The following is a 21754-nucleotide window of genomic DNA, read 5'->3' as shown; positions in this document are numbered from 1 at the left end:
CGGTCTTCCGTCACGCCTTGGCGTGCCGAAGGCAAGCCACAGGCTTGTCTTCGGCAGTCGAGAAAATAGACAAGCTGCTTTTTCGTCAAGGATATGTTCAACTTTTTCGTTGCATCTATATGCAACGGTGGGAAGGGGTTCCGGTCAAAGCGACAAAAAAACAGGCAGGAGGTTCTGCCTGTTTTTTATTCACCCATGCCGGGCACCATCATAAAAGTTGTCCAATACGTAAACGCCGCGAAGAAAATCGTCAAATACGCTCCAAAAATGTAGATGTACATTCTCTCGGTCAGCTTTAAAAAGCCGAGGAACAAGAAAAACACCGTTTGGCCAAAGAAAATGAGCGACGTCGTATGCATATGGCCGAGGTAAAACATGACAGCAAAAATGCCGGTCCAAAAGGCGAGCACGCGGAACATGCGGTCCATTATGTATCCCTCCTTCGTTTGTGCAAACCATTGGTCCTTACTTATTATAATGTACAATGGTTGGGAATGTAAATAACGCTTTCGGGCAGGTGGCAAGAAATGATGCAAATGCCGGCCGTTGCTTGCTTTCAGAAAAAGAAAGAGGAAGGAGGGACGCTGTCACGGACGTATGGCGATGCGGTAGGCGCAGCGGCGGCTGCCTTCCATCATATTTTCTGTTTCCGCTACTTCGGCGCCGGCAAACAGCGTCTCGACCATTCCCTTCAAAAAGGCGTGGTGCATGCCGCAGACGGTATCAGGCGCTTGCGCGGCGATTTCTTTGAACGGGCAGTTGAAAATATCGAGGTAAAGCACTCCTTCTTCTTCATCATAGTGCAATTGCGGCAAAAATCCAGCCGCTTCGGCCGCCTCTTCCATTATGGCGATTTTGTCCGCCATGGTGAGCGCGCTCGCTGTGCCGTTATGCGGCAAACGGCTGGCGATGAGCTCATGGCCGAACCGCTTTCCTGTTTCACGCAACGCCTCGCTTCCAATGGGACCGAGTTTGGCCATCGTTTGAATGGCGATGCGGGCGAGGAGTTGATAATCGCGGAACGGAAAATACAGTCCGATCACTTCGTCGGATAGCCGGTACAGCCGGCTCGGCCGTCCGCCTTTTCCCGTTTTTTGCGTATCCGATACAACCATGCGAACGTCTTCAAGTTTCGTTAAATGCAGGCGGGCGACGTTTGGATGGATATGGAATTTTTCTGCGATTTCTTGAACAGAAACTTCGCGATGCACTTTTGTCATGTATTCATAAATATGAAATCTGGTCGGGTCAGACAATACGCTTGTAATTTTCAACGTTTGTTCCATCGGTTCCCCTCCTAAATGAATCATTGATATGGTTATTATAATGAAATCGTCCAAAGCGAGGAATGATTTTTGTCACTATTGGCAGTGAGTTGACCGACATTCAAAAAAAATTCACAAAAAAGTTGCGTCGAAAGCAGGATAACGGCTCATGCTCGTCGAAATACAAAGCAGTCTGTCGAAAGGAGGGAATATGTGCTGAACGAGATTGAACAAACGGCAAACCGCCTTCTCGCCGAAGCAGTGCAGCGCCGCGCCTCGGATCTTCACCTCGTTCCGCGCCGCCACGATGCCGCCGTTCGCCTTCGGCTCGACGGCATGCTTGTCGACGTCGGCGTGCTTCCGAAAGAAACCGCGGAACGTCTCATCGTCCACTTTAAATTTTTAGCCGGCATGGACATCGGGGAACGACGCCGTCCGCAAAGCGGCGCCATGGAAGTAACTGAGTTTGGGGAAACGGTGTATTTGCGTTTATCGACGTTGCCGACGCTCTACGATGAAAGCCTCGTCATTCGCCTTCTGCCGCAACGCCTCTCGCTGCCGCTTCGCGAACTATCCTTATTCTCCCGCTCCACCGCACGATTATTTTCCTTCATGCAGCATCCGCAAGGACTCGTGCTGTTGACCGGCCCGACGGGGTCGGGAAAAACGACGACCCTGTATACCCTTCTTGATATTTGCCAAGCTGAAAGGCAACGCAACATCATCACGCTTGAAGATCCGATCGAAAAACAGAACGAACGATTGTTGCAAGTGCAAATCAATGAGAAAGCAGGGATCACGTACGCCGCCGGCCTAAAAGCGGCGCTGCGCCATGACCCGGATGTGTTGATGGTCGGAGAGATCCGCGATCATGACACGGCAGCCATTGCCATCCGTTCAGCGCTGAGCGGTCATTTGGTCGTCTCGACCATGCACGCCGCCGATGCAGTCGGCGCCGTCTACCGGCTGCATGAATTCGGCATTCCGATCGCCGATTTGGCCGAGACGCTGCTTGCCGTCTCCGCCCAGCGGCTTGTCGAGCTTTGCTGCCCGCTGTGCGGCGATGACTGCCATCCGGCGTGCGGCCGTCTCGGGCGCCGCCGGCGCACCGCTGTTTATGAGTTGCTTTACGGTTCAGCGCTTGAGGACGTTATTCGTTCACTCACCGATGGGAGAGGGAAGCCCAAGCGCCCTTATATGACGCTGGTCCGCTTGATCCGCAAGGGGATTGCGCTCGGCTACCTGCCCGTCCGCATGCTTGAGCTCGTCGGAGGGAGAGGAAGATGAAACGTAAAATGTGGCCGCTCGCTGAACAGGCGTTGTTTTTTGCCCGGCTTGGCCGGCTGCTCGAGCGCGGTTATCCGCTCGGGCAAGCGCTTGAGTTTTTGGCCATCCAGGCTCCAACATACCGCCGGCTGGAAGTGGAACGCTGTCTGCAGCAGCTGCGCGCCGGGCTGCCGCTGTTTGCGGCTGTCGAAGCGCTGTCGGTCGACCGCATGGCGGTTAACCTCCTCTTTTTTGCCGAACGGCATGGCGACTTGCCGCGCGGCATGGCAGAGACAGGGGAGGCACTAGCGCAAAAAGCGCGCTTCCACGAGCAACTGCGCCGCTTCAGTCGCTATCCGCTGTTCCTTCTTTCTTTGCTCATCATCATGCTCGTCTTGATGGAATGGTGGCTGTTGCCGCAGTTTGAACGGGCGGCGGCGGCGTTTTCTCCACAACGCGGACACACCGCTTGGCTGCTTACGGTGATCGCCCATGCCCCTATGGTGCTGGCCGCCATCGCCGCCTTGGCGGTGTTCTCCGGGCTGTTTTACGCCGTTTGTTTCCGCCGCTGGCCGGTCTCCCGAAAACTTCAATTCGCTTTGCGAATTCCAGGGGTTTCTTCGTTTCTGAAACTGTTCCTCACCTGCCTGACCGCCCGCCAGCTCGGGCGCCTGCTGCAGGCCGGATTGTCGGTTTATGATGCGCTCGGCGTGTTCAGCGAGCCGTCGTCCTGGCCGTTTTTGCAAATGGAAGGTCGGCGCATTCGCGAGGGGTTGATGAAAGGGATGACGCTTGACGGATTAATCGGCGCCGTCCGCTATTACGAACAAGAGCTGGCGCTTGTCATCCGCCACGGCCAGTCGAACGGCGAACTTGGCAAAGAACTTGAACATTACAGCGAGTTTTTGCTGCAGGTGATGGAACAACGAATCGAGTCGGTCTTAAAACGAATGCAGCCGCTTTTGTTGGCGGTCGTCGGCTCGTTTGTCGTCGGCATGTATTTGGCGATTTTGCTGCCAATGTTTTCTATGTTGAACGGACTGTAAGCTGCTTCCATCCAACGGAGATGGGACGGCGCCGCAGGAACATGATGCTCAACTTCGATGTGTTGGCTCCTTGGGGGGAGGGGCGCGCCCCTCCTCCCGAGGCCCAATCAATGAACATATTCGATGGTCAAGGAACGGATCGAACCGGTCATTCGCTAAGAGCTCTTTCTGAAATTTCGTATACGAGGAGGAGTGGCAATGAATCAAAAAGGATTCACGTTGATCGAAATGTTGATCGTGATGATGGTGATTTCTGTCCTGTTGCTGATTGCGATTCCAAATATTACAAAACACAACAGCATGATCAATTCGAAAGGATGCGAGGCGTTTCTGAACACGGTGCAAGCGCAGGTGAAAGCATACGAGATGGAGCATAACAAAATTCCGACGGTGCAGGAATTGCTCGACGGCCGCTATATTAAATCGGCCAAATGTCCGAACGGCCATGCGATCCAAATCAGCGCGAACGGTGATGTGAGTGAAAGCGGCTCATAACGGCGGGTTTACGCTGCTTGAGATGCTGATCGTCTTGGCGGTCGTCCTCTTGCTTGCCGCGCTGGCTGTCCCAACGCTTGGCGGCGCGATGCGTAAGCAGGAGGAGGCGTATATGTTGGCTGTGTTGCGCGCGGACTTGTATAGAGCGCAGCAATACGCCATCGCCCATCGGGCCGATGTGTCCATTTTTTTCACTGACGGCGGGGCGGAGTACAAGGCGGTTGAGGCAGCGAGCGGCCGGCAGGTTGTCGTCCGCTCGCTCCCTTCCCCGTGGCGGTTTCGGCTCGTCACGCTGCGCAACCCGCTCGTCTTTACGGACAACGGCAACATCGAGAAGGCGGGAACCGTTTGGGTGCGTGGGGGCAAGAGCAACTACAAGCTTACTTTTTTGCTTGGAAAAGGGCGGTTTTATGTGCAAAAAATGTAGCGGCGGGTTTTTACTGGTGGAGGCGTTGTTCGCTTTGTCGCTCCTATGGATGACGACGGCGGTTCTTCTTCCGCTGCTCATGCAAATCGCCGTCGAGCGGCAAAGCCTCACCCTCGAAGAAAAAGCGCATCAGCTGTTAACGATCGCGTTGTACGAGGAGCCGCTTGTGGGAGAAACCATCGTTGCTGACGGACGCACGGTGTTCCGGCTGCAGGCGCGAGAGGAAGGAGGGCGAATGTGGAACGTTTGCGTGCGCTGGAACGATTACGCCGGCCGCGAGAGGGAACAGTGCGGGTATGGCAAACGGTAGCGGCAAAAGAAAGCGGGTTTACAATGATTGAAGCGTTGTTGGCGCTGGCGGCTGCGATCGTGATAGCGGCGGCTGTCCCGGCGTTGCTATCTGTCCGCGCCTTGGCCCCGGAGCCCGTAGATGCGTTTTCCCGGCTGGAATGGCGGCTGTTTTTGCAGCAGCTGCAAATCGAGCTCAATGAGACGAAGCAGTGGTCGACAGACGGAACCGCTCTCTACTTGCAAAAATGGAGCGGGGAGATCGTCCGTTTTTCCGTTGTTGCGTCAAGAGCCGAACTCATTCGTCAAGTGGACGGCGCCGGCAATGAAACAGCGCTTCGCCACGTGCGCATCGTCTCGTACCGAATCAGCGCCCATGGCTTGTTTGTGCGAGTGACGGCCGACGACGGCACCGTTTGCGAGTCGTTTGTCGCGCGGGCGTTTTAGCGGCAGGCGCTTGGTTTGTCCGGACATCATTTCGCCTCGTTTGGCATCGTTGCGTCGAGCGGGGGCGGAGAAAGACGCTCCAAAGGCGGTAAATAGAAGAAGGGAGGAAAGAAGGTGGGCCGGCAAGACGGCGTCATTTTTCCGCTTGCGGCCGTTGTGGCGCTGCTGTTTTCTTTTTCTGCCGCGAACGTCCTGCTTCTTTACGAAGCGGAACGGCAGGCGGCGTATGCGGCCCGGCAAGCGGCCGAGGCGGATGAGCTTGTGCAGATGGCGGTGTTTGATGTCAAGGAACAAATCGCGTCGGTCGATCCGTCAACCGCGTGGAAAGAAGGAGAATGGATTTATCCGCGCGGAACGGTCGCTTACCGATGGACACGAGAAAGTGAAGCGCGCGTCCGAGTGGCTTTGTCCATCCGCTCAGCCTCTGGGCTAAGGCGCGCTGTCACGTTTACCGTCACGCTTCCGGCGCTCCATATTGTCGAATGGAGCGAGCCAAACGGTTAAAAAAGGAAAGAGGCGGAAAAACTAAAAGAAAAAAAGGGGAGATTTGATGGCGGTCAACGATTATGTCAAGTTTGTCACCCAACAGTTTGTCGCCTACATGGATTTGCCGAAAGAGGAGCGGATGCAGCGACGCCAGGCGCGAAAGCAAGAGCGGCTCCCGCTTTCGTACCGCTTGTTTGGCATGGTGCCGCTTTCGCTTCGTTTGCTGTTTCGGCGTCGTCCATAGCGAATGCCCGCAGGCCTACAGCCTTCGGGCGTTTTTCATTCGGCCGGAGATCGGCTCATGGTTTGAGAGGGCGCCCCGGGACAGACGGGGCCGACTGGTGGTTGGAATTTACGACGTGCGGGGCAGCAAGTAAAACAGACCGCCGTTGATGACAGAAACGGTGATGCGCGGCTTGTACTGTTTTTCGAGCGCCTCTTTTTCGATATAATAGCACTCCGGCTTTTCTTCGCTGTCTTTGTAAAACTCATCAAGCAATGCCAAATCGTCGGCCCAGCGCCGGTGCGCTTCGTCGGCCCACGTGTGGTCGTCGGCGGCGATGCGGCCGCGAATATATTGTTCAATGCGGCCGATGCCGCTTCTCGGCTTAATCAGCGGGGAAATGGTGAAACAATAATCAGGAATTTTCGGCGTGAGCCGCCGCTCGCGCAGCCGTTCGTGGAACGACTCGATGATCGTCCCGCTAATTAGGTGAAGGCCAAGGGAAACGATTTCATCTTTTTTTCGGTCGCATTCATATGAAATCGTGACGTTCATGCCAAGCCACGGGTGGAGGGCGGCGTTGCCGTGCAACGGCATGCTTGGCTCCTCATACAGACGAATGAAGCTGCCGCGTTTTTGCGCCGAGCGGAACAGCTGGTGCAGCCGGGGGGCTCCGAAATGGAGCCGCTCCCCTTTGAGCTTGTCCGTCCGCTCGTTGGCGCGGGTGATGAGCGTCAGTTGCATCGGCTGCGGTACGCCGCCTGTCCGTTCAATGTAATGCCAGTAAAACGGCCGGTTCATCAGCTCTTTGTCCATTTCCGCCGTCAGCTGGATGATGAGGTAATCATCGTTCGCTTCCACAAACGTGCAGCCGTTGGCTGTAAAGTAACGCTCGACAAAGCGGCGAATTTCATGTTGCTGCATGCTGCTTGCCCCCTTCTTTTCCGAGCTGCTCCGCCAGCTCGATCATGGCGATGATGTTTTCCATTTTGATTTTCATTTCCCCTTCGCTTCGCGAATGGACAAGGGCGTCTTCGAAGTAGTGCTCCAGGTTGGCGAGATTCATTTTCGCCAAAATGTCGTCCAGCTCGCCGACGACCCGTTCGAACAGGCGGATTTTTTCGTACAGCAGCGTTAAAATATGCTCTTCGACCGTCTGTTTGACGGCAAAGTTGTAAATGTAAACGTCATCCGTCTGGCCGAGCCGGTGGACGCGGCCGATTCGCTGCTCAAGGCGCATCGGATTCCATGGCAAGTCGTAGTTGATGACATACCGGCAAAACTGCAAGTTGATGCCTTCACCGCCCGCTTCGGTGGCGATAAACACTTGAGCGTGCTGTTTAAACAGTTCCTGCATCCAGTCTTTTTTGCCGCGCCGGAACCCGCCGCGAAACGGGACGGATGAGATGCCATGCTGCTTTAAAAACCATTGCAAGTAAAGCTGCGTCGCCCGGTACTCAGTGAAAATAATGACTTTGTCATTAATGGAACGGATGAGCTCGAGCGTTTTTTCCGCTTTCGAGTTCGTTGTGACGGCGTTGATTTTTTCCAGCACATATTCCAACGATTCCGGAACCGTCCCGCCACACTTGTCGATCATGTTTTTCATCGTTAAAAACAGCGCCTCGCGGCTGCTACACGCTTCTCGAAGAAGCGTGATGAGCGAAAACGAGCCGGCGAACGATTCGTGGCGGAGCGCCCTGACCGCTTCATACAGTTCTCGTTCTTCATCCGTAAACTCGATCAGCACCGGTTCGACATGGCGCTTCGACCATTCGATCGGCGTGTCGGCGCGGCGGTTGCGGATCATCACTTTGTTGACGAGCGCTTTTAAATGCTCGTTTGTCTGTACGGCTCTCGTTTTGCCGTACGTTTTGGCAAATTGTTCGGCGTTGCCTAAATGTCCGGGCTTCAACAGCGAGACGAGGTTGAAAATTTCTTCGATCCGGTTTTGGATCGGCGTCGCCGTCAACAGCAAACAAAACTTCTTTTTTAAATTTTGCACAAACTCGTAGTTTTTCGTTTTGTTGTTTTTCAGTTTGTGCGCCTCATCGATGATGATCATGTCATACGGCTGCTCGTAGATGATATCACGATGCGGCGGCTTTTTCGCCGTGTCGATCGATGAAACGACGATGTCGCACTGCTCCCAGACGTAGCTCTTTTTCTGCTGGACGGCCGGGATGAAAAACTTTTCGTTCAACTCTCTCACCCATTGCGAAACAAGGGAGGCGGGAACGAGAATGAGAGCTTTTTTCACAAGGCCGCGAATCATATATTCTTTCAAGATGAGCCCGGCTTCGATCGTTTTTCCAAGCCCGACTTCATCCGCTAAAATGGCTTTGCCGTTCATCTCTTCGACGACGCGGCGCGCCACTTCAAGCTGGTGCGGAAGAATCGTCAAGTGGGGCAAATGCTTCGGTGCCTGCAAGCCGTCAAATTCCGGCACACTTAAATGATGAGCGGCTTCCAACGCCAATTCGTACATTTCCCAGCTCGCCCACGGGCCGTCTTTTTCGACGCGCGCCAAAAATTCCTCCTTCCATGTTTCGTCCATTTCAAGATCGATGTTCATCGTCATCCCCTTCCCTTGTTGCGAATGTTTATATGAATTATAGGCGATATGTTCAACAAAAATAAGAACGTTTTTGTATTTAATTCCTGGGAAAGTTCGATTATTTCCTATTGCCCTTTCGCTGTGTTGATGGTAGTATAAATTTAGAACATTCGCATGACTTATTGATGAGGGCGTTTGTTAGTATGCCCGTTTTGGAAACAATTTATCGATGGGCGGATGACGGCAAGGGGAGAGACTACGGAATGTAGCGCCGAAGGAGCAAGCGGAAACGCGAATCTCTCAGGCAAAAAGACTCTTGCTTGACGCAGCTCTGGAGAGCGCCTGCAGACAGGCAGGCCACCCAAGAGGAAACCGACCGGCCCGCGCGCACCGCGGAGCGGATGCGCCAAACGGCCGTCGGGAAACTTTCAGGTGCCAGGACAGAGCCCCCTTACTTTTGACTATAGGGGGAGTCTGTCCTTTTTTGCGTCATGTGGGTCGAAGGAGGGAATCAGATGTTAAAGCGCACGCCGCTATTCTCGGTGTACGCCCGGCATGGCGCCAAGATGATTGAATTCGGCGGCTGGGAAATGCCGGTACAGTTTTCGAGCATTAAGGAAGAACATGAAGCCGTTAGAACGCACGCCGGGCTGTTCGACGTCTCCCATATGGGGGAAATTATTGTTCGCGGCCGTGGGAGCCTTGCGTTTTTGCAAAAACTAATGACTAATGATGTCGCCAAGCTGCGGCCGGGACGGGCGCAATATACGCTCATGTGCAATGAGAACGGCGGTACGGTCGATGATTTGCTCATTTATCAAAAAGCAGAGGATGACTACTTGCTTGTCGTCAACGCCGCGAACACGGAAAAAGATTTTGCGTGGCTGAGCGAGCACAATGATGAGGGAGTCGAGCTCCAAGACGTATCGGCCGAAACGGCTCAGCTTGCTTTGCAAGGACCGGCAGCAGAGCGCGTCCTGCAGCGATTGACCGATTTTGATTTGTCCACGCTGCGCCCGTTTTCATTCGCCGACGGCGTCGAAGTCTCTGGCGTGAAGGCGCTCGTTTCGCGCACCGGCTACACCGGCGAAGACGGGTTTGAACTATATTGCCAAGCAAAAGATGCCGTTGCGCTATGGGATGCGATCCTCACCGCTGGAGCCGAAGACGGCGTCCTCCCATGCGGGTTGGGCGCGCGCGACACGCTCCGGTTTGAAGCGTGCCTGCCGCTTTACGGCCAAGAGCTGTCGGAATCGATTTCGCCGCTTGAAGCCGGGCTCGGCTTTGCGGTGAAAACGGAAAAGGCGACGCCGTTTATTGGCCAAGCGGCGCTGAAGCGGCAAAAAGAGGCGGGGCCGCCGCGCCGGCTTGTCGGCATCGAAATGATTGACAAAGGCATTCCACGCCAAGGCTACCGTGTGTTCGCCGGCGGCGAAGAAGTCGGCGTTGTCACCACCGGCACGCAATCGCCGACGTTGAAGAAAAACATTGGCTTGGCTCTAGTGAAGGCTGATGCGGCCGCTGTCGGCCGAGAAATTGAAGTGGACATCCGCGGTAGACGGCTGAAAGCGAACATCGTGCCGACTCCGTTTTACAAGCGGACGAAGTGACGATTTCAAAGCGACAAGGAAAGGGGAAAAGCGCTGTGCTCCACCGTTATTTGCCGATGACGGAAGAAGACAAACGAGAGATGCTGAAAACGATCGGCGTTGCCTCGATCGATGATTTGTTCGCCGACATTCCGGAACAAGTCCGCTTCCGCGGCGAGATGAAGGTGAAACCGGCCAAATCGGAGCCGGAGTTGTGGAAGGAGCTTGTTGCTTTAGCGGAAAAAAATGCCAATCTGAAACAATACGTTTCCTTTTTAGGCGCTGGGGTGTACGACCATTACATTCCAGCGGTGGTAGACCATGTGTTGTCGCGCTCTGAATTTTATACCGCGTATACCCCGTATCAGCCGGAAATTTCCCAAGGCGAGCTGCAGGCGATTTTCGAATTTCAAACGATGGTATGCGAGCTGACCGGCATGGATGTCGCCAACTCGTCGATGTATGACGGCGGTACAGCGCTTGCCGAAGCGATGCTCCTTAGCGTTGCGCATACGAAACGGAAGAAAGTGCTCATCTCGAGCGCCGTTCATCCGCAATATCGGGAAGTTGTGCGTACGTATGCCAAAGGGCAGCAGCTCGAAGTGAAAGAAATTCCGTACGATGGCGGTGTTACGGATCTTGCGGCGCTTGAAGCGGAGATGGGGGACGATGTGGCGTGCGTCGTTGTCCAATACCCGAACTTTTTCGGTCAAATTGAGCCGTTAAAAGCGATCGAGCCGCTCGTCCATGAAAAGAAAAGCTTATTCGTCGTCGCCAGCAACCCGCTTGCGCTCGGCATTTTGACTGCGCCTGGGGCGTTTGGCGCCGACATTGTCGTCGGCGACATGCAGCCGTTTGGCATTCCAACGCAGTTTGGCGGCCCGCATTGCGGCTATTTCGCCGTCAAAACGCCGCTCATGCGCAAAATTCCGGGGCGGCTCGTCGGACAAACGACCGATGAGGACGGGCGCCGCGGATTTGTGTTGACGCTCCAGGCGCGCGAACAGCACATCCGCCGCGACAAGGCGACGTCCAACATTTGCTCCAATCAGGCGTTAAACGCCTTGGCCGCTTCGGTGGCGCTGTCGGCGCTCGGCAAGCGGGGCGTGAAAGAAATGGCGGCGATGAACATGCAAAAGGCGCATTATGCGAAAAGTGCACTCGAGCAGCGCGGGTTCGCGTCGCCGTTTGCCGGTCCGTTTTTCAACGAGTTTGTCATCCGGCTCGGCCGGCCGGTGGATGAGGTGAACGGACGCCTGCTTGAGAAGGGGATCATCGGCGGCTATGACCTTGGCCGCGATTATCCGGAGCTGGCGGGCCATATGCTTGTTGCTGTCACGGAACTGCGGACGAAAGAAGAAATCGATCGGTTTGTCAATGAATTGGGGGATGGCCATGCGTAATGATCAACCGCTCATTTTCGAACGAAGCAAGCCGGGCCGCATCGCCTACAGTCTGCCGGCGTTGGACGTTCCGGCTGTCGACGTCAGCGAGCTTGTTCCGGCCGACTACTTGCGCACCGAAGAGCCGGAGCTGCCGGAAGTGTCCGAGCTGGACTTAATGCGCCATTATACGGCGCTGTCGAAACGAAACCACGGCGTCGATTCCGGGTTTTATCCGCTTGGGTCGTGCACGATGAAATACAATCCGAAAATTAATGAAAACGTCGCCCGCCTCGCTGGGTTCGCCCACATCCATCCGCTTCAGCCGGAAGAAACGGTGCAAGGGGCGCTCGAGTTGATGTACGACTTGCAGGAACATTTAAAAGAAATCACCGGCATGGATGCCGTCACCTTGCAGCCGGCGGCCGGCGCCCACGGCGAGTGGACGGGGCTGATGATGATCCGCGCTTATCATGAAGCAAACGGCGACTTCGGACGGACGAAAGTGATCGTTCCGGATTCGGCGCATGGCACGAACCCGGCGTCGGCCACGGTGGCCGGCTTTGAAACGGTCACGGTCCGCTCGACGGTTGACGGGCTTGTCGATTTGGATGACTTAAAACGCGTCGTCGGTCCGGATACAGCGGCGCTTATGCTCACGAACCCGAACACGCTCGGGCTGTTTGAAGAGCATATTGTCGAAATGGCCGAAATCGTTCACGAAGCCGGCGGCAAGCTGTATTATGACGGCGCGAATTTAAACGCCATTCTTGGCAAGGCGCGCCCGGGCGACATGGGTTTTGACGTCGTCCATTTGAACTTGCACAAAACGTTCACCGGCCCGCACGGCGGCGGAGGCCCAGGCTCCGGCCCGGTCGGGGTGAAAGCCGACCTCATTCCGTTTTTGCCGAAGCCGGTCATCGAAAAAGGGGAAAACGGCTATTACCTTGATTACGACCGCCCGCAATCGATCGGCCGCGTCAAGCCGTTTTACGGCAATTTCGGCATCAACGTCCGGGCGTACACGTACATCCGCTCGATGGGGCCGGACGGCTTAAAAGCGGTGAGCGAGTACGCTGTGTTAAACGCCAACTATATGATGCGCCGGCTTGCCGAATATTACGATTTGCCGTATGACCGCCATTGCAAGCATGAGTTCGTCCTCTCCGGCCGGCGGCAAAAGAAGCTCGGCGTCAGAACGCTCGACATCGCCAAGAGGCTGCTTGATTTCGGGTTCCATCCGCCGACGATTTACTTCCCGCTCATCGTCGAAGAATGCATGATGATCGAGCCGACGGAGACGGAGTCGAAAGAGACGCTCGATGCGTTTATTGAAGCAATGATCCAAATCGCCAAAGAGGCGGAGGAAAATCCGGAAATCGTTCAAGAAGCGCCGCATACGACGGTCGTCAAGCGGCTCGACGAAACGACCGCGGCGCGCAAACCGATTTTGCGCTACCAAAAAGAAACGTAAGCTAAGCCTTGTTCTTATGCGGCCTGCCTCATAAAGGGCGGGCCGCTTCGTTTTGCAACTGGCGCGTTGACAGAAAAGTTCAGTTAGTTTATCATATAAACTAATGGTTGAAGTCAACGAAAGGGGAGAGGGACATGCAATACCGCCAACTAGGAAACACCGATCTTCAAGTGAGCGCGCTCAGTTTCGGCACATGGGCGATCGGCGGTTCGTGGGGAAACGTCGACGACCAAGAATCGCTGCGCGCGCTCGCTTATGCGATTGATCACGGTGTCAATTTTTTTGATACGGCCGATGTGTACGGCGATGGCCATAGCGAGGAATTGTTAGCGAAAGCGACGAAAGGAAAGGAAGACCGCGTCTATATTGCAACGAAGTTTTGCCGCGCCGGCGATATTCACGATCCGAATACGTATTCCGAGGCGTCGGTGCGCACCTATTGTGAAGCGAGCTTGAAACGGCTCGGACGTGAGACGATCGACTTGTATCAAATTCATTGCCCGCCGTTTGAAATCTTAAAGCAAGGCGCGGTGTTTGAAGTGTTGGAGAAGCTGAAGCAGGAAGGGAAAATCCGCTATTATGGTGTCAGCGTCGAAACGATTGAAGAAGGGCTGTATGTCCTTGAGCACTCAAAGGCAAGCGCCTTGCAAGTCATCTTTAATATTTTGCGGCAAAAGCCGCTTGAGCGTCTGTTTCCGGAGGCAAAACGGCTTGGTGTCGGCATTTTGGTCCGTCTGCCGCTGGCAAGCGGGTTGCTGACTGGCAAGTTTACAAAACAAACAACGTTCCCTGAGGACGATCACCGTCATTTCAACCGCAACGGCGAACAGTTTAACGTTGGGGAAACGTTCGGCGGCCTTGAGTTTCAAAAAGGGGTGGAACTTGCCGACGAGCTGCGTTGGGTCGCTGATGGGCGAGGCAGCATGGCGAAAGCAGCGTTGCGCTGGGTGATCGATCATGAAGAAGTGACGTGTGCTATTCCAGGTTTTAAGACAGTGAAACAAGTGAAAGAAAACTTAGACGCGCTTCATGTGCCGCCATTTACAGAAGCAGAAAAGGAACGGCTTCGCCAGTTTTATTGGAGCGAGGTGCATCCGCACATCCGCGGGGCATACTAAGCAAATAAGAGGAAAAGGATGACAGAGACGTGCGCACAGGAAACATTTCCCTTGTAAAAAAAATGAATAAACAGCTTGTCTTGAAATTGATTCGCGACCAGCATCCGATTTCGCGCGCCGATATTGCGAAGACGACCGGATTGAACAAAGCGACCGTTTCCGCGCTTGTTGACGAACTGATCGCCGAGCATTTCGTCCATGAAAGCGGCATCGGCGAGTCAACCGGCGGGCGCCGGCCGCTCATGCTTCGCTTCAACGCCGACGCCGGCTCGCTTGTCGGCGTTGAGCTGGGGGTGAACTATTTGTATGCCGTGTTGACCAATTTAAACGCGGATATCCTTTGGGAGCAACGGCGTTCGTTCCGCCCGTCCGAAGGGCAGGAGGCGATCATCGGCGAAATGATTGAGCTTATCGAGGCGGCCATCCGCCGGGCGCCGGCGACGCCGTACGGCGTGATGGGAATCGGCATCGGTGTGCCGGGCGTCGTTCATACAGAAAGCGGGACGGTCATTTTTGCCCCGAACTTGCGCTGGGACGATGTCGCCTTGGCGGCTGTTTTGCAAAAACAGTGGCCCGAGCGTCCTGTCATTGTCGAGAATGAGGCGAAATTAGCAGCGCTTGGAGAAAAGTGGTTTGGCGCCGGCAACGAGTTCGCCCACTTCGTTTACATCAGCGCCGGCATCGGCATCGGCGCCGGCGTCGTTCTTCACCATCAGCTCTATCGCGGTGTCAGTGGCCTAGCTGGTGAAATCGGCCATCATACGATCGATGTCAACGGCATTCGCTGCAGCTGCGGCAACATCGGCTGCTGGGAAATGTATGCGTCGGAAAAATACATTGAACGCCGTTTGTCCGAAGAAGGGCGTTCCGAATGGCTCGATGACCGCTTTTCCATCGCCGCGATGGCACTGGCGGCGGAAAGCGATGAACAGCTGGCGCGCATTTTGGAAGAAGCAGGCCGCTATCTTGGCGTTGGGCTGTTGCAGGTGATTTACGCGTATAATCCGGAAGCGGTCATCATCGGCGGTCCACTTGCCCAAGCGGGCGAGTATGTGATCGGTCCGGCGCGCCAAGAAGTGAGAAAGCGCATTCTCGTCAAAAAAGAAAGCGAACCGTTGATCATCGCCTCGAAGCTGAAAGAGAAAAGCTGCGCTATCGGCGCGGCTGCTTCGGTGCTTGAGACGGTCGTTCTGCCGCCGGAATATGCGGCGGTCTAGCGCAAGCGAAAAGAGGCGTCTGCCTTTCCCGGCAGAGCGCCTCTTTCGTTAGGCTACGCTTTTTTCTTCACCTTCCCGGTCCACGTTTTAAAACCGCCTTTTAAATGATACAAGTCGCGGTACCCTTTCCGGTAGAGCATTTGCGCGGCCCGCCCGCTGCGCAGCCCGTTTTGGCAGTACAAATAGATCGGCTGGTCTTTGCGCAATTCTTTCATGCGCATGCGAAGCTGCGTGAGCGGGATGTTGCGCGCCCCTAAAATATGTCCAGCCGCAAACTCATCCGGTTCGCGGACGTCGACGAGTTGCGCTTTTCGATAACCGGCGCGGAACTCTTCCTCTGTCAATGCTTTGACAATTCTCCGCTGCCAGAAGTACGTAATGGCAGAATACACGATGATCGCGCCGAGAATAATGAGCAATGCTTCCACCCGTCCTGCCTCCTTTCGCTTCGTCTGCTATCTCCTATTATATAAAGTCGCCGCCGGGAAGCAAAGGGGTTTCACGATGCCATTTTTCTTTCCTTCACCGGCGTTGTTTGCTAAACTAGTAAAGGCGGCCAAAAGCGGCCCGCCCCTCAGCGGTGGTGGACAAGCCGCCGCAGCGTCTAGAGCATGGAACAATAGAGAAGGTGGAACGATGGCAAAAGAAGTATGGCGCTTTATCGATTCCGGCGATGGCTCGCCGTCGTTTAACATGGCGCTTGATGAAGCACTTCTCGATTGGCACAGCGAAGGAAAAATTCCGCCGACGGTCCGCTTTTACGGCTGGAATCCGCCGACGTTGTCGATCGGCTATTTTCAAAAAGTGGAGAAAGAAATTGACTTAGAGGCGGTCAAACGGCACGGCCTCGGCTTTGTTCGCCGGCCGACCGGAGGGCGCGGCGTCCTGCACGATAAAGAATTGACATACAGCGTGATCGTCTCCGAATCGCACCCAGCAATGCCGCAGACAGTGACGGAAGCGTATCGCGTCATTTCCCAAGGCATTTTGGAAGGGTTCCGCTACCTTGGATTGGATGCGTATTTTGCTGTGCCGAAAACGGAAGAAGAGAAGGCGGATTTGCGCAGCCCGCGCTCGGCCGTTTGTTTTGACGCGCCGTCGTGGTACGAGCTTGTCGTTGAGGGACGGAAAATCGCCGGCAGCGCGCAAACGCGGCAAAAAGGCGTCATTTTGCAGCACGGATCGATTTTGCTTGATCTGGACGAAGAGCTGCTGTTCAGTTTGTTTAAATACCCGAACGAGCGGGTGAAAGAGCGGCTGCAGCGCGATTTTAAAAAGAAAGCAGTCGCGATCAATGAGTTGACTAGCCGCACGGTGACGATCGAGGAAGCGAAAGAGGCGTTTTACAAAGGATTTGAAAAAGGGTTGAACATCGTGTTGGAGCCGTACACGCTCACCGCCGAAGAGCGGGCGTACGTCGAAGAGCTGGCGCGGACGAAATACGAGAGCGACGAGTGGAACTTTAAGCGCTAAGCAGCAACGTGGAAAATCGTTCGTTTTCCGGCAAAAACGGCGGCACTCACCCGTTTTTCTCCACTTTTCGCCGTGTTTTGCCTTTTTTTCTGCTTGACAAAAATCGAATCATTTGTTCTCTTTAACAATATATAGTATGATTTTCATAAAAAATCATACTATATATTGTTTTTTTCTGTTCGATATGGTAAGGTAGAGAAGACAGGACAACTTTGCCAAAAACATGAGAGATTATATAAAAGAGGAGAGATAGGAGAATGACGGTGGCGTCATCCGAAAAAATGAAGATCAATATTGACAAGCTGAACGAGGATATCCGCCTGTTTCCGCAAGTGCATCCGATTACGCCGGATATGCACATCACCCACAAAGGCGTATCCCGTTTAGTCATGCTTGACCGGTATTCGTTCAAAGATACGGAAAAGCTGACGCTCACACCGGGCGACTTCGTCGTGTTGACGATCAAGGAGGATCCGAAGTTCCCGGCCCGGGGGCTCGGGTTTATCGTCGACATCGACTGGGAGGCGAAAAAGGCGCGCGTGTTGATTGAAGACGAATACCGGCATGTGCTTGAAGGGGAAGAGGCGGAGACGGGCATTGTCGTCCGGTCGCTCGACATCATCGACAAGCCGCTCGAGATTTTTTACGAACAGATCGCCAAACGCAATGCGACCGGGCTGGCGGCAGTGGAAAAGACGGAAGAAAAGCGGAAAGAGTGGTTCGAAAAGTTTTATCAAGAGCTCGCCAGCTTGAATTTTGTTCCGGCCGGCCGCGTTTTGTACGGCGCGGGTTCAGGCAAGGAAGTGACGTATTTCAACTGCTATGTGATGCCGTTTGTGAAAGACTCGCGCGAAGGAATTTCCGAACATCGGAAGCAGGTGATGGAAATCATGAGCCGCGGCGGCGGCGTCGGCACGAACGGCTCGACATTGCGGCCGCGCCATACGCTTGCGCGCGGGGTGAACGGCAAATCGTCCGGGTCGGTCTCATGGCTTGACGACATTGCGAAGCTGACCCACCTTGTCGAGCAAGGTGGCTCCCGCCGCGGCGCCCAAATGATTATGCTTGCCGACTGGCACCCGGACATTATCGAATTCATCGTCTCGAAAATGCAAAACCCGCGCATTTTGCGCTACTTGCTCGAAAACATGGAAGACGAAGGAATCAAAAAAGCAGCGCGCGACAAGCTGAAATTCACGCCGCTCACCGACCGGGAGCGGGCGATGTACGAAGCGATCGTCCGCTACAAAAACGAGCCTGACTACGGCGGCTTCACTGAAGAAATCATTAAAGATGCCGAAGAAAAACTGCGCACCGGCGGCACATACACTGTGCACAACCCAGACTTTTTGACCGGGGCGAACATTTCCGTCTGCTTGACGAAAGAGTTCATGGAAGCGGTCGAAAAGGACGAAGAATATGCCCTCCGCTTCCCGGACGTTGAAACGTACTCCGAAGAAGAAATGCGTATTTACAACGAAAAATGGCATGAAGTCGGCGATGTGCGCGAATGGGAGAAAATGGGCTACCGCGTCCGCGTCTACCGGAAAATCCGCGCCCGCGAGCTCTGGAAGCTGATCAACATTTGCGCGACGTACTCGGCTGAACCGGGCATTTTCTTCATCGACAACGCCAACGAAATGACGAACGCCCGCGCGTACGGGCAAAAAGTGGTTGCGACCAACCCGTGCGGGGAACAACCTTTAGCACCGTATTCGGTGTGCAATCTGGCCGCCATCAACTTGGCCAACATGGTGGACAAAGAACGGAAGGTCATTGACTACGAAAAACTGAAGCGCACGGTCGAGATCGGGGTGCGGATGCAAGACAACGTCATTGACGCGACGCCGTACTTCCTTGAGGAAAACAAAAAACAAGCGCTCGGCGAGCGCCGCATCGGCCTCGGCGTCATGGGACTTGCGGACTTGCTCATTTATTGCGAAAAAGCGTACGGCTCTGAGGAAGGAAACCAGCTCGTCGACGAGCTGTTCCGCACGATCGCCACGACCGCGTACCGGGCGTCGATCGAGCTGGCGAAAGAAAAAGGCAGCTTCCCGTTCCTTGTCGGCAAAACGGAAGAAGAAACGCGCAAACTGCGTGAAGCGTTCATCAACACCGGCTACATGAAACGGATGCCGGAAGACATTCGCCAAGATATTTTGAAATACGGCATCCGCAACTCGCATTTGCTCACGGTGGCCCCGACAGGGTCGACAGGAACGATGGTCGGCGTCTCGACCGGGCTTGAGCCGTATTTCTCGTTCTCATACTACCGGAGCGGCCGCCTCGGCAAGTTTATCGAGGTCAAAGCCGACATCGTCCAAGAATATTTGGACAAACATCCGGAAGCCGATCCGAACAACTTGCCGCCTTGGTTTGTGACGGCGATGGACTTGCCGCCGGAAGCGCACGCCGATGTGCAATGCATCATCCAGCGCTGGGTCGACTCCAGCTTGTCAAAAACGGTCAACGCACCAAAGGGCTATACGGTCGAACAAGTGCAAAAAGTGTATGAGCGCTTATGGCGCGGCGGCGCGAAAGGCGGAACCGTCTACGTCGACGGCAGCCGCGATGCGCAAGTGTTGACGCTGAAAGCGGAAGAAAACCGGATCGAAGAGCAGCTTGAACTGATTCCAGAGGAAACGGAAGAGGAAACAAAGAAGCGCGCTGTCGTTCTTGTGGATACAATTCAAGATGTGCGCGCCACCGATGTGACGATCGGCTCCGAAATCGGCAACATTTGCCCGATTTGCCGCGAAGGGACGGTCGAAGAGATCGGCGGCTGCAATACGTGCACCAACTGCGGCGCCCAGCTGAAATGCGGGCTGTAATGTAACGGAGAGAAGCTCCCGATTTCGAAAACGCTGGTTTCCATAGCGAAACCGGCGTTTTTTTTACATAAAAGGAGAGAGCGGAAATATAGTGTAAGAGAGCAGAGGAAAAAGAAAGGGGGAGCGTCATGATTGTCCATGTCGTAAAGCGCGGCGAGGCGCTTTGGCAGCTGTCTCGGCGCTACGACGTCCCGCTTGAGCGGATCATCGCCGCCAACCAATTGAGCGACCCGAACCGACTGGCCGTCGGGCAAGCCGTTGTCATCCCGGTGCCGTATCGCTACCATACCGTTCGCGCAGGGGAAGCGCTATGGCAAATCGCCCGCCAGTACGGAGTGACGGTCGAGGCGATTGTACAGGCGAACCGGATCACCAATCCATCGCTCCTTTATCCAGGGACCACTTTGGTCATCCCGGCGCGCATCCATACGGTGCGAAGCCGAGAAACGCTGGCGCAAATCGCTTCAGTCTACGGAGTGACGGTTCAGCAGCTGATTGAGGTAAACGACATCACCGACCCAAACCGGATCGTCCCCGGACAGCGCCTCATCATTCCGCCGGCCAAACCGCTGATCGAAGTCAATGCGTTTACGGTGGATCAAGGGGAAAAAGGAGCCGAACAAGTGCGCCAAGTCGGCCGCCATTTGACCTATGCCGCGCCATTCACCTACACGATCCGCGCCGATGGCGGGCTCAACCCCATCAATGATGCGGCGATCATTCAGGCGGCTTATGCCGAACGCGTTGTGCCGATGATGACGATCACAAACTTTACGTACCGAGACCCGGGCTCTAGGCTAGCGCAGACGATTTTGGGAGACATTGCCCTGCAAACGCGGCTGCTTGACAACGCCATTCAGGTGATGCGGGCGAAAGGATATCGAGCGTTGAATGTCGATTTTGAAAACGTCTATCCGTCCGACCGTGAGCGGTACAACGAGTTTTTGCGGCGGGCGGCCGACCGGCTTCACGCCGAAGGGTATATTTTATCGACGTCGCTGGCGCCGAAAATTAGCGCTGAACAAAAAGGGCTGCTGTACGAAGCGCACGACTACCCAGCCCACGGGCGCATCGCCGATTTTGTTGTCCTGATGACCTATGAGTGGGGCTACCGGTTTGGGCCGCCGCAAGCCATTTCTCCGGTGAATCAAATCCGGCGCGTGCTCGATTATGCGGTGACCGCCATTCCGCGGAGTAAAATTATGATGGGGTTTCAAATTTATGCGCGCGACTGGGTGCTGCCGCACGTGCAGGGGCAAGAGGCGGAAACGTTCAGCCCAAAAGAAGCGGTTGAGCGCGCCATTCGCTACGGAGCGTCCATTCAGTACGATCCGGCGGCTGCTTCGCCGTTTTACCGCTACACGGACGAACACGGGCGCCAGCACGAAGTATGGTTTGAGGACGCTCGCAGCGCGTTGGCAAAATTTGAATTGGTGAAAGAATACGGATTGCGCGGAATCAGCTACTGGGTGCTCGGGTATCCGTATCCAGAAAACTGGGTGCTGTTAGAAGACAACTTCCGCGTTCGCAAACGCGGATAAACGAATGGAGCGTATGCGCATGGGGCATGCGCTTTTTTACTTTGCGCTTTGGAGTTCCAACCGTTTTTTCAGCTGGTAGATCTCGGTGTCGTGCTGGCCGATTTTGCTGCTTAAATACTCGATGGCGATGTTTGCGTTGCGCCAATCGTTCGACAAAATTTCGAACATGCGCTGATGGTCGGCGAGCTCGTCCTCGATTTTTTTGAAATGGCTGCGCGTCTCGATGATGAAATGGTCCAGTTTTTCCTCAAGACGCATTTGCCGTTCCTCGAGCTGCCGCTGCTGTTCTTCAAGACGCTGTTGCCGTTCCTCAAGCCGCGCTTGCCGCTCTTCAAGCCGCAACTGCCCGGCTTCTAGACGGTCGAGACGTTCATGAATCGGCTGCAGCTCTTCTTTCAGCACTGAGCGAAGCAATTCGACAAGCTCACGAGACATTCCACATCCCTCCCTTGCTGTTTAGTTTTATTGTACCATTGTGCTCACGGGTTGTCATGGCGAATCCTAAAGATGTGCGAATGTTTGGGAAGGAAAACAGTGTGTGTTGCTTGAGCGGATTCGCGAAATCGGCCGTCAACGGGACTTGTTCCACGTGTACAACAATATGTGGGATCCGAAATTGCATCTGCAGG

The 21754-nt window shown here is 54.7% G+C and carries 22 protein-coding genes and 1 riboswitch; of the genes, 16 read left to right on the top strand and 6 right to left on the bottom strand.

Features of this window, described 5'->3' with window-relative positions:
* Nucleotides 1-185: 185 nt before the first annotated feature.
* Nucleotides 186-428: a DUF2626 family protein gene (locus GJ1_RS07325; RefSeq protein WP_008879854.1), complete on the bottom strand. Its 243-nt coding sequence runs from the start codon at nucleotides 426-428 to the stop codon at nucleotides 186-188.
* A gap of 159 nt (nucleotides 429-587) precedes the next feature.
* On the bottom strand, nucleotides 588-1286 hold the full coding sequence (locus tag GJ1_RS07320; RefSeq protein ID WP_066230554.1) for a helix-turn-helix transcriptional regulator: 699 nt from the start codon (nucleotides 1284-1286) through the stop codon (nucleotides 588-590).
* 192 nt (nucleotides 1287-1478) lie between these two features.
* Here GJ1_RS07320 and comGA point away from each other — a divergent pair, with 192 nt between their 5' ends.
* The 8 genes from comGA (at nucleotide 1479) to GJ1_RS07280 (ending at nucleotide 5964) form a co-directional block, all read left to right on the top strand.
* Nucleotides 1479-2552, top strand: coding sequence for a competence type IV pilus ATPase ComGA (gene comGA / locus GJ1_RS07315; RefSeq protein ID WP_066230551.1), 1074 nt, complete (start codon nucleotides 1479-1481; stop codon nucleotides 2550-2552).
* On the top strand, nucleotides 2549-3577 hold the full coding sequence (gene comGB, locus GJ1_RS07310) for a competence type IV pilus assembly protein ComGB (protein WP_066230548.1): 1029 nt from the start codon (nucleotides 2549-2551) through the stop codon (nucleotides 3575-3577). Before comGA ends, comGB begins: the two co-directional genes overlap by 4 nt.
* Before the next feature lie 198 nt (nucleotides 3578-3775).
* Entirely contained in the window at nucleotides 3776-4072 is a 297-nt protein-coding gene (gene comGC, locus GJ1_RS07305) for a competence type IV pilus major pilin ComGC (protein ID WP_066230544.1), read from the top strand.
* Entirely contained in the window at nucleotides 4056-4499 is a 444-nt protein-coding gene (comGD, locus tag GJ1_RS07300; RefSeq protein ID WP_083509969.1) for a competence type IV pilus minor pilin ComGD, read from the top strand. The genes comGC and comGD overlap by 17 nt, the downstream gene beginning before the upstream one ends.
* Entirely contained in the window at nucleotides 4483-4809 is a 327-nt protein-coding gene (locus GJ1_RS07295; RefSeq protein ID WP_066230537.1) for a competence protein ComG, read from the top strand. Before comGD ends, GJ1_RS07295 begins: the two co-directional genes overlap by 17 nt.
* Nucleotides 4788-5234, top strand: coding sequence for a competence type IV pilus minor pilin ComGF (gene comGF, locus GJ1_RS07290; protein WP_066230532.1), 447 nt, complete (start codon nucleotides 4788-4790; stop codon nucleotides 5232-5234). The genes GJ1_RS07295 and comGF overlap by 22 nt, the downstream gene beginning before the upstream one ends.
* Nucleotides 5235-5348: 114 nt before the next feature.
* Nucleotides 5349-5738: a competence type IV pilus minor pilin ComGG gene (comGG, locus tag GJ1_RS07285; RefSeq protein WP_066230529.1), complete on the top strand. Its 390-nt coding sequence runs from the start codon at nucleotides 5349-5351 to the stop codon at nucleotides 5736-5738.
* A 46-nt stretch (nucleotides 5739-5784) separates the two neighbouring features.
* A complete protein-coding gene (locus GJ1_RS07280; protein WP_066230526.1) occupies nucleotides 5785-5964 on the top strand; it encodes a YqzE family protein in 180 nt (59 codons plus the stop codon).
* Nucleotides 5965-6072: 108 nt separating this feature from the next.
* Here the strand turns inward: GJ1_RS07280 and GJ1_RS07275 are convergent, their stop codons facing one another.
* Together GJ1_RS07275 and GJ1_RS07270 are read right to left on the bottom strand one after the other, a co-directional pair.
* Nucleotides 6073-6867 carry a YqhG family protein gene (locus GJ1_RS07275; RefSeq protein WP_066230523.1) on the bottom strand — a complete coding sequence of 265 codons (795 nt, stop codon included), beginning with the start codon at nucleotides 6865-6867 and terminating at the stop codon, nucleotides 6073-6075.
* Nucleotides 6854-8518, bottom strand: coding sequence for a DEAD/DEAH box helicase (locus tag GJ1_RS07270; protein ID WP_066230519.1), 1665 nt, complete (start codon nucleotides 8516-8518; stop codon nucleotides 6854-6856). Before GJ1_RS07270 ends, GJ1_RS07275 begins: the two co-directional genes overlap by 14 nt.
* Before the next feature lie 219 nt (nucleotides 8519-8737).
* A riboswitch (glycine riboswitch) is annotated at nucleotides 8738-8826 on the top strand.
* A 189-nt stretch (nucleotides 8827-9015) separates the two neighbouring features.
* On the opposite strand from GJ1_RS07270, the gene gcvT reads away from it, so the two are divergent.
* The 5 genes from gcvT to GJ1_RS07245 all read left to right on the top strand — a co-directional run bounded on the left by gcvT (nucleotide 9016) and on the right by GJ1_RS07245 (nucleotide 15280).
* A complete protein-coding gene (gene gcvT / locus GJ1_RS07265) occupies nucleotides 9016-10110 on the top strand; it encodes a glycine cleavage system aminomethyltransferase GcvT (RefSeq protein WP_066230517.1) in 1095 nt (364 codons plus the stop codon).
* Between the two features lie 35 nt (nucleotides 10111-10145).
* Nucleotides 10146-11492, top strand: a complete 1347-nt coding sequence (gene gcvPA, locus GJ1_RS07260) for an aminomethyl-transferring glycine dehydrogenase subunit GcvPA (protein ID WP_066230515.1) — start codon at nucleotides 10146-10148, stop codon at nucleotides 11490-11492.
* The gene (gene gcvPB, locus GJ1_RS07255; protein ID WP_066230511.1) at nucleotides 11485-12945 is read left to right on the top strand and encodes an aminomethyl-transferring glycine dehydrogenase subunit GcvPB; all 1461 of its coding nucleotides are present in this window, start codon (nucleotides 11485-11487) and stop codon (nucleotides 12943-12945) included. Before gcvPA ends, gcvPB begins: the two co-directional genes overlap by 8 nt.
* A 134-nt stretch (nucleotides 12946-13079) precedes the next feature.
* A complete protein-coding gene (locus GJ1_RS07250) occupies nucleotides 13080-14063 on the top strand; it encodes an aldo/keto reductase (RefSeq protein ID WP_066230509.1) in 984 nt (327 codons plus the stop codon).
* Between the two features lie 29 nt (nucleotides 14064-14092).
* Entirely contained in the window at nucleotides 14093-15280 is a 1188-nt protein-coding gene (locus tag GJ1_RS07245; protein WP_083509968.1) for an ROK family transcriptional regulator, read from the top strand.
* Between the two features lie 53 nt (nucleotides 15281-15333).
* Here the strand turns inward: GJ1_RS07245 and GJ1_RS07240 are convergent, their stop codons facing one another.
* A complete protein-coding gene (locus tag GJ1_RS07240) occupies nucleotides 15334-15708 on the bottom strand; it encodes a rhodanese-like domain-containing protein (RefSeq protein WP_066230508.1) in 375 nt (124 codons plus the stop codon).
* 208 nt (nucleotides 15709-15916) lie between these two features.
* Here GJ1_RS07240 and lipM point away from each other — a divergent pair, with 208 nt between their 5' ends.
* The 3 genes from lipM (at nucleotide 15917) to GJ1_RS07225 (ending at nucleotide 21125) form a co-directional block, all read left to right on the top strand.
* The gene (gene lipM / locus GJ1_RS07235) at nucleotides 15917-16753 is read left to right on the top strand and encodes an octanoyltransferase LipM (protein ID WP_066230505.1); all 837 of its coding nucleotides are present in this window, start codon (nucleotides 15917-15919) and stop codon (nucleotides 16751-16753) included.
* Between the two features lie 257 nt (nucleotides 16754-17010).
* A complete protein-coding gene (locus tag GJ1_RS07230) occupies nucleotides 17011-19584 on the top strand; it encodes a vitamin B12-dependent ribonucleotide reductase (RefSeq protein WP_066230502.1) in 2574 nt (857 codons plus the stop codon).
* 128 nt (nucleotides 19585-19712) lie between these two features.
* The gene (locus tag GJ1_RS07225) at nucleotides 19713-21125 is read left to right on the top strand and encodes a glycoside hydrolase family 18 protein (RefSeq protein ID WP_066230499.1); all 1413 of its coding nucleotides are present in this window, start codon (nucleotides 19713-19715) and stop codon (nucleotides 21123-21125) included.
* Nucleotides 21126-21161: 36 nt separating this feature from the next.
* Here GJ1_RS07225 and GJ1_RS07220 read toward each other — a convergent pair whose 3' ends face one another.
* Nucleotides 21162-21560 carry a hypothetical protein gene (locus tag GJ1_RS07220; protein WP_066230496.1) on the bottom strand — a complete coding sequence of 133 codons (399 nt, stop codon included), beginning with the start codon at nucleotides 21558-21560 and terminating at the stop codon, nucleotides 21162-21164.
* Between the last annotated feature and the right edge of the window lie 194 nt (nucleotides 21561-21754).

This window comes from Geobacillus jurassicus NBRC 107829 (assembly GCF_001544315.1).
GTDB classification, from domain to species: Bacteria; Bacillota; Bacilli; order Bacillales; family Anoxybacillaceae; genus Geobacillus; species Geobacillus jurassicus.
Note: the sequence above shows the minus strand (reverse complement) of the source record. Positions and strands in the feature narration are given on the sequence as shown.

Bases quoted from the DNA above. Each gene is read 5' to 3' on its own strand.
- GJ1_RS07325 (WP_008879854.1), bottom strand. From the start codon at position 428: ATGGACCGCATGTTCCGCGTGCTCGCCTTTTGGACCGGCATTTTTGCT.
- GJ1_RS07320 (WP_066230554.1), bottom strand. From the start codon at position 1,286: ATGGAACAAACGTTGAAAATTACAAGCGTATTGTCTGACCCGACCAGA.
- comGB (WP_066230548.1), top strand. From the start codon at position 2,549: ATGAAACGTAAAATGTGGCCGCTCGCTGAACAGGCGTTGTTTTTTGCC.
- comGC (WP_066230544.1), top strand. From the start codon at position 3,776: ATGAATCAAAAAGGATTCACGTTGATCGAAATGTTGATCGTGATGATG.
- GJ1_RS07295 (WP_066230537.1), top strand. From the start codon at position 4,483: ATGTGCAAAAAATGTAGCGGCGGGTTTTTACTGGTGGAGGCGTTGTTC.
- GJ1_RS07280 (WP_066230526.1), top strand. From the start codon at position 5,785: ATGGCGGTCAACGATTATGTCAAGTTTGTCACCCAACAGTTTGTCGCC.
- GJ1_RS07275 (WP_066230523.1), bottom strand. From the start codon at position 6,867: ATGCAGCAACATGAAATTCGCCGCTTTGTCGAGCGTTACTTTACAGCC.
- GJ1_RS07270 (WP_066230519.1), bottom strand. From the start codon at position 8,518: ATGAACATCGATCTTGAAATGGACGAAACATGGAAGGAGGAATTTTTG.
- gcvT (WP_066230517.1), top strand. From the start codon at position 9,016: ATGTTAAAGCGCACGCCGCTATTCTCGGTGTACGCCCGGCATGGCGCC.
- gcvPB (WP_066230511.1), top strand. From the start codon at position 11,485: ATGCGTAATGATCAACCGCTCATTTTCGAACGAAGCAAGCCGGGCCGC.
- GJ1_RS07250 (WP_066230509.1), top strand. From the start codon at position 13,080: ATGCAATACCGCCAACTAGGAAACACCGATCTTCAAGTGAGCGCGCTC.
- lipM (WP_066230505.1), top strand. From the start codon at position 15,917: ATGGCAAAAGAAGTATGGCGCTTTATCGATTCCGGCGATGGCTCGCCG.
- GJ1_RS07230 (WP_066230502.1), top strand. From the start codon at position 17,011: ATGACGGTGGCGTCATCCGAAAAAATGAAGATCAATATTGACAAGCTG.
- GJ1_RS07225 (WP_066230499.1), top strand. From the start codon at position 19,713: ATGATTGTCCATGTCGTAAAGCGCGGCGAGGCGCTTTGGCAGCTGTCT.
- GJ1_RS07220 (WP_066230496.1), bottom strand. From the start codon at position 21,560: ATGTCTCGTGAGCTTGTCGAATTGCTTCGCTCAGTGCTGAAAGAAGAG.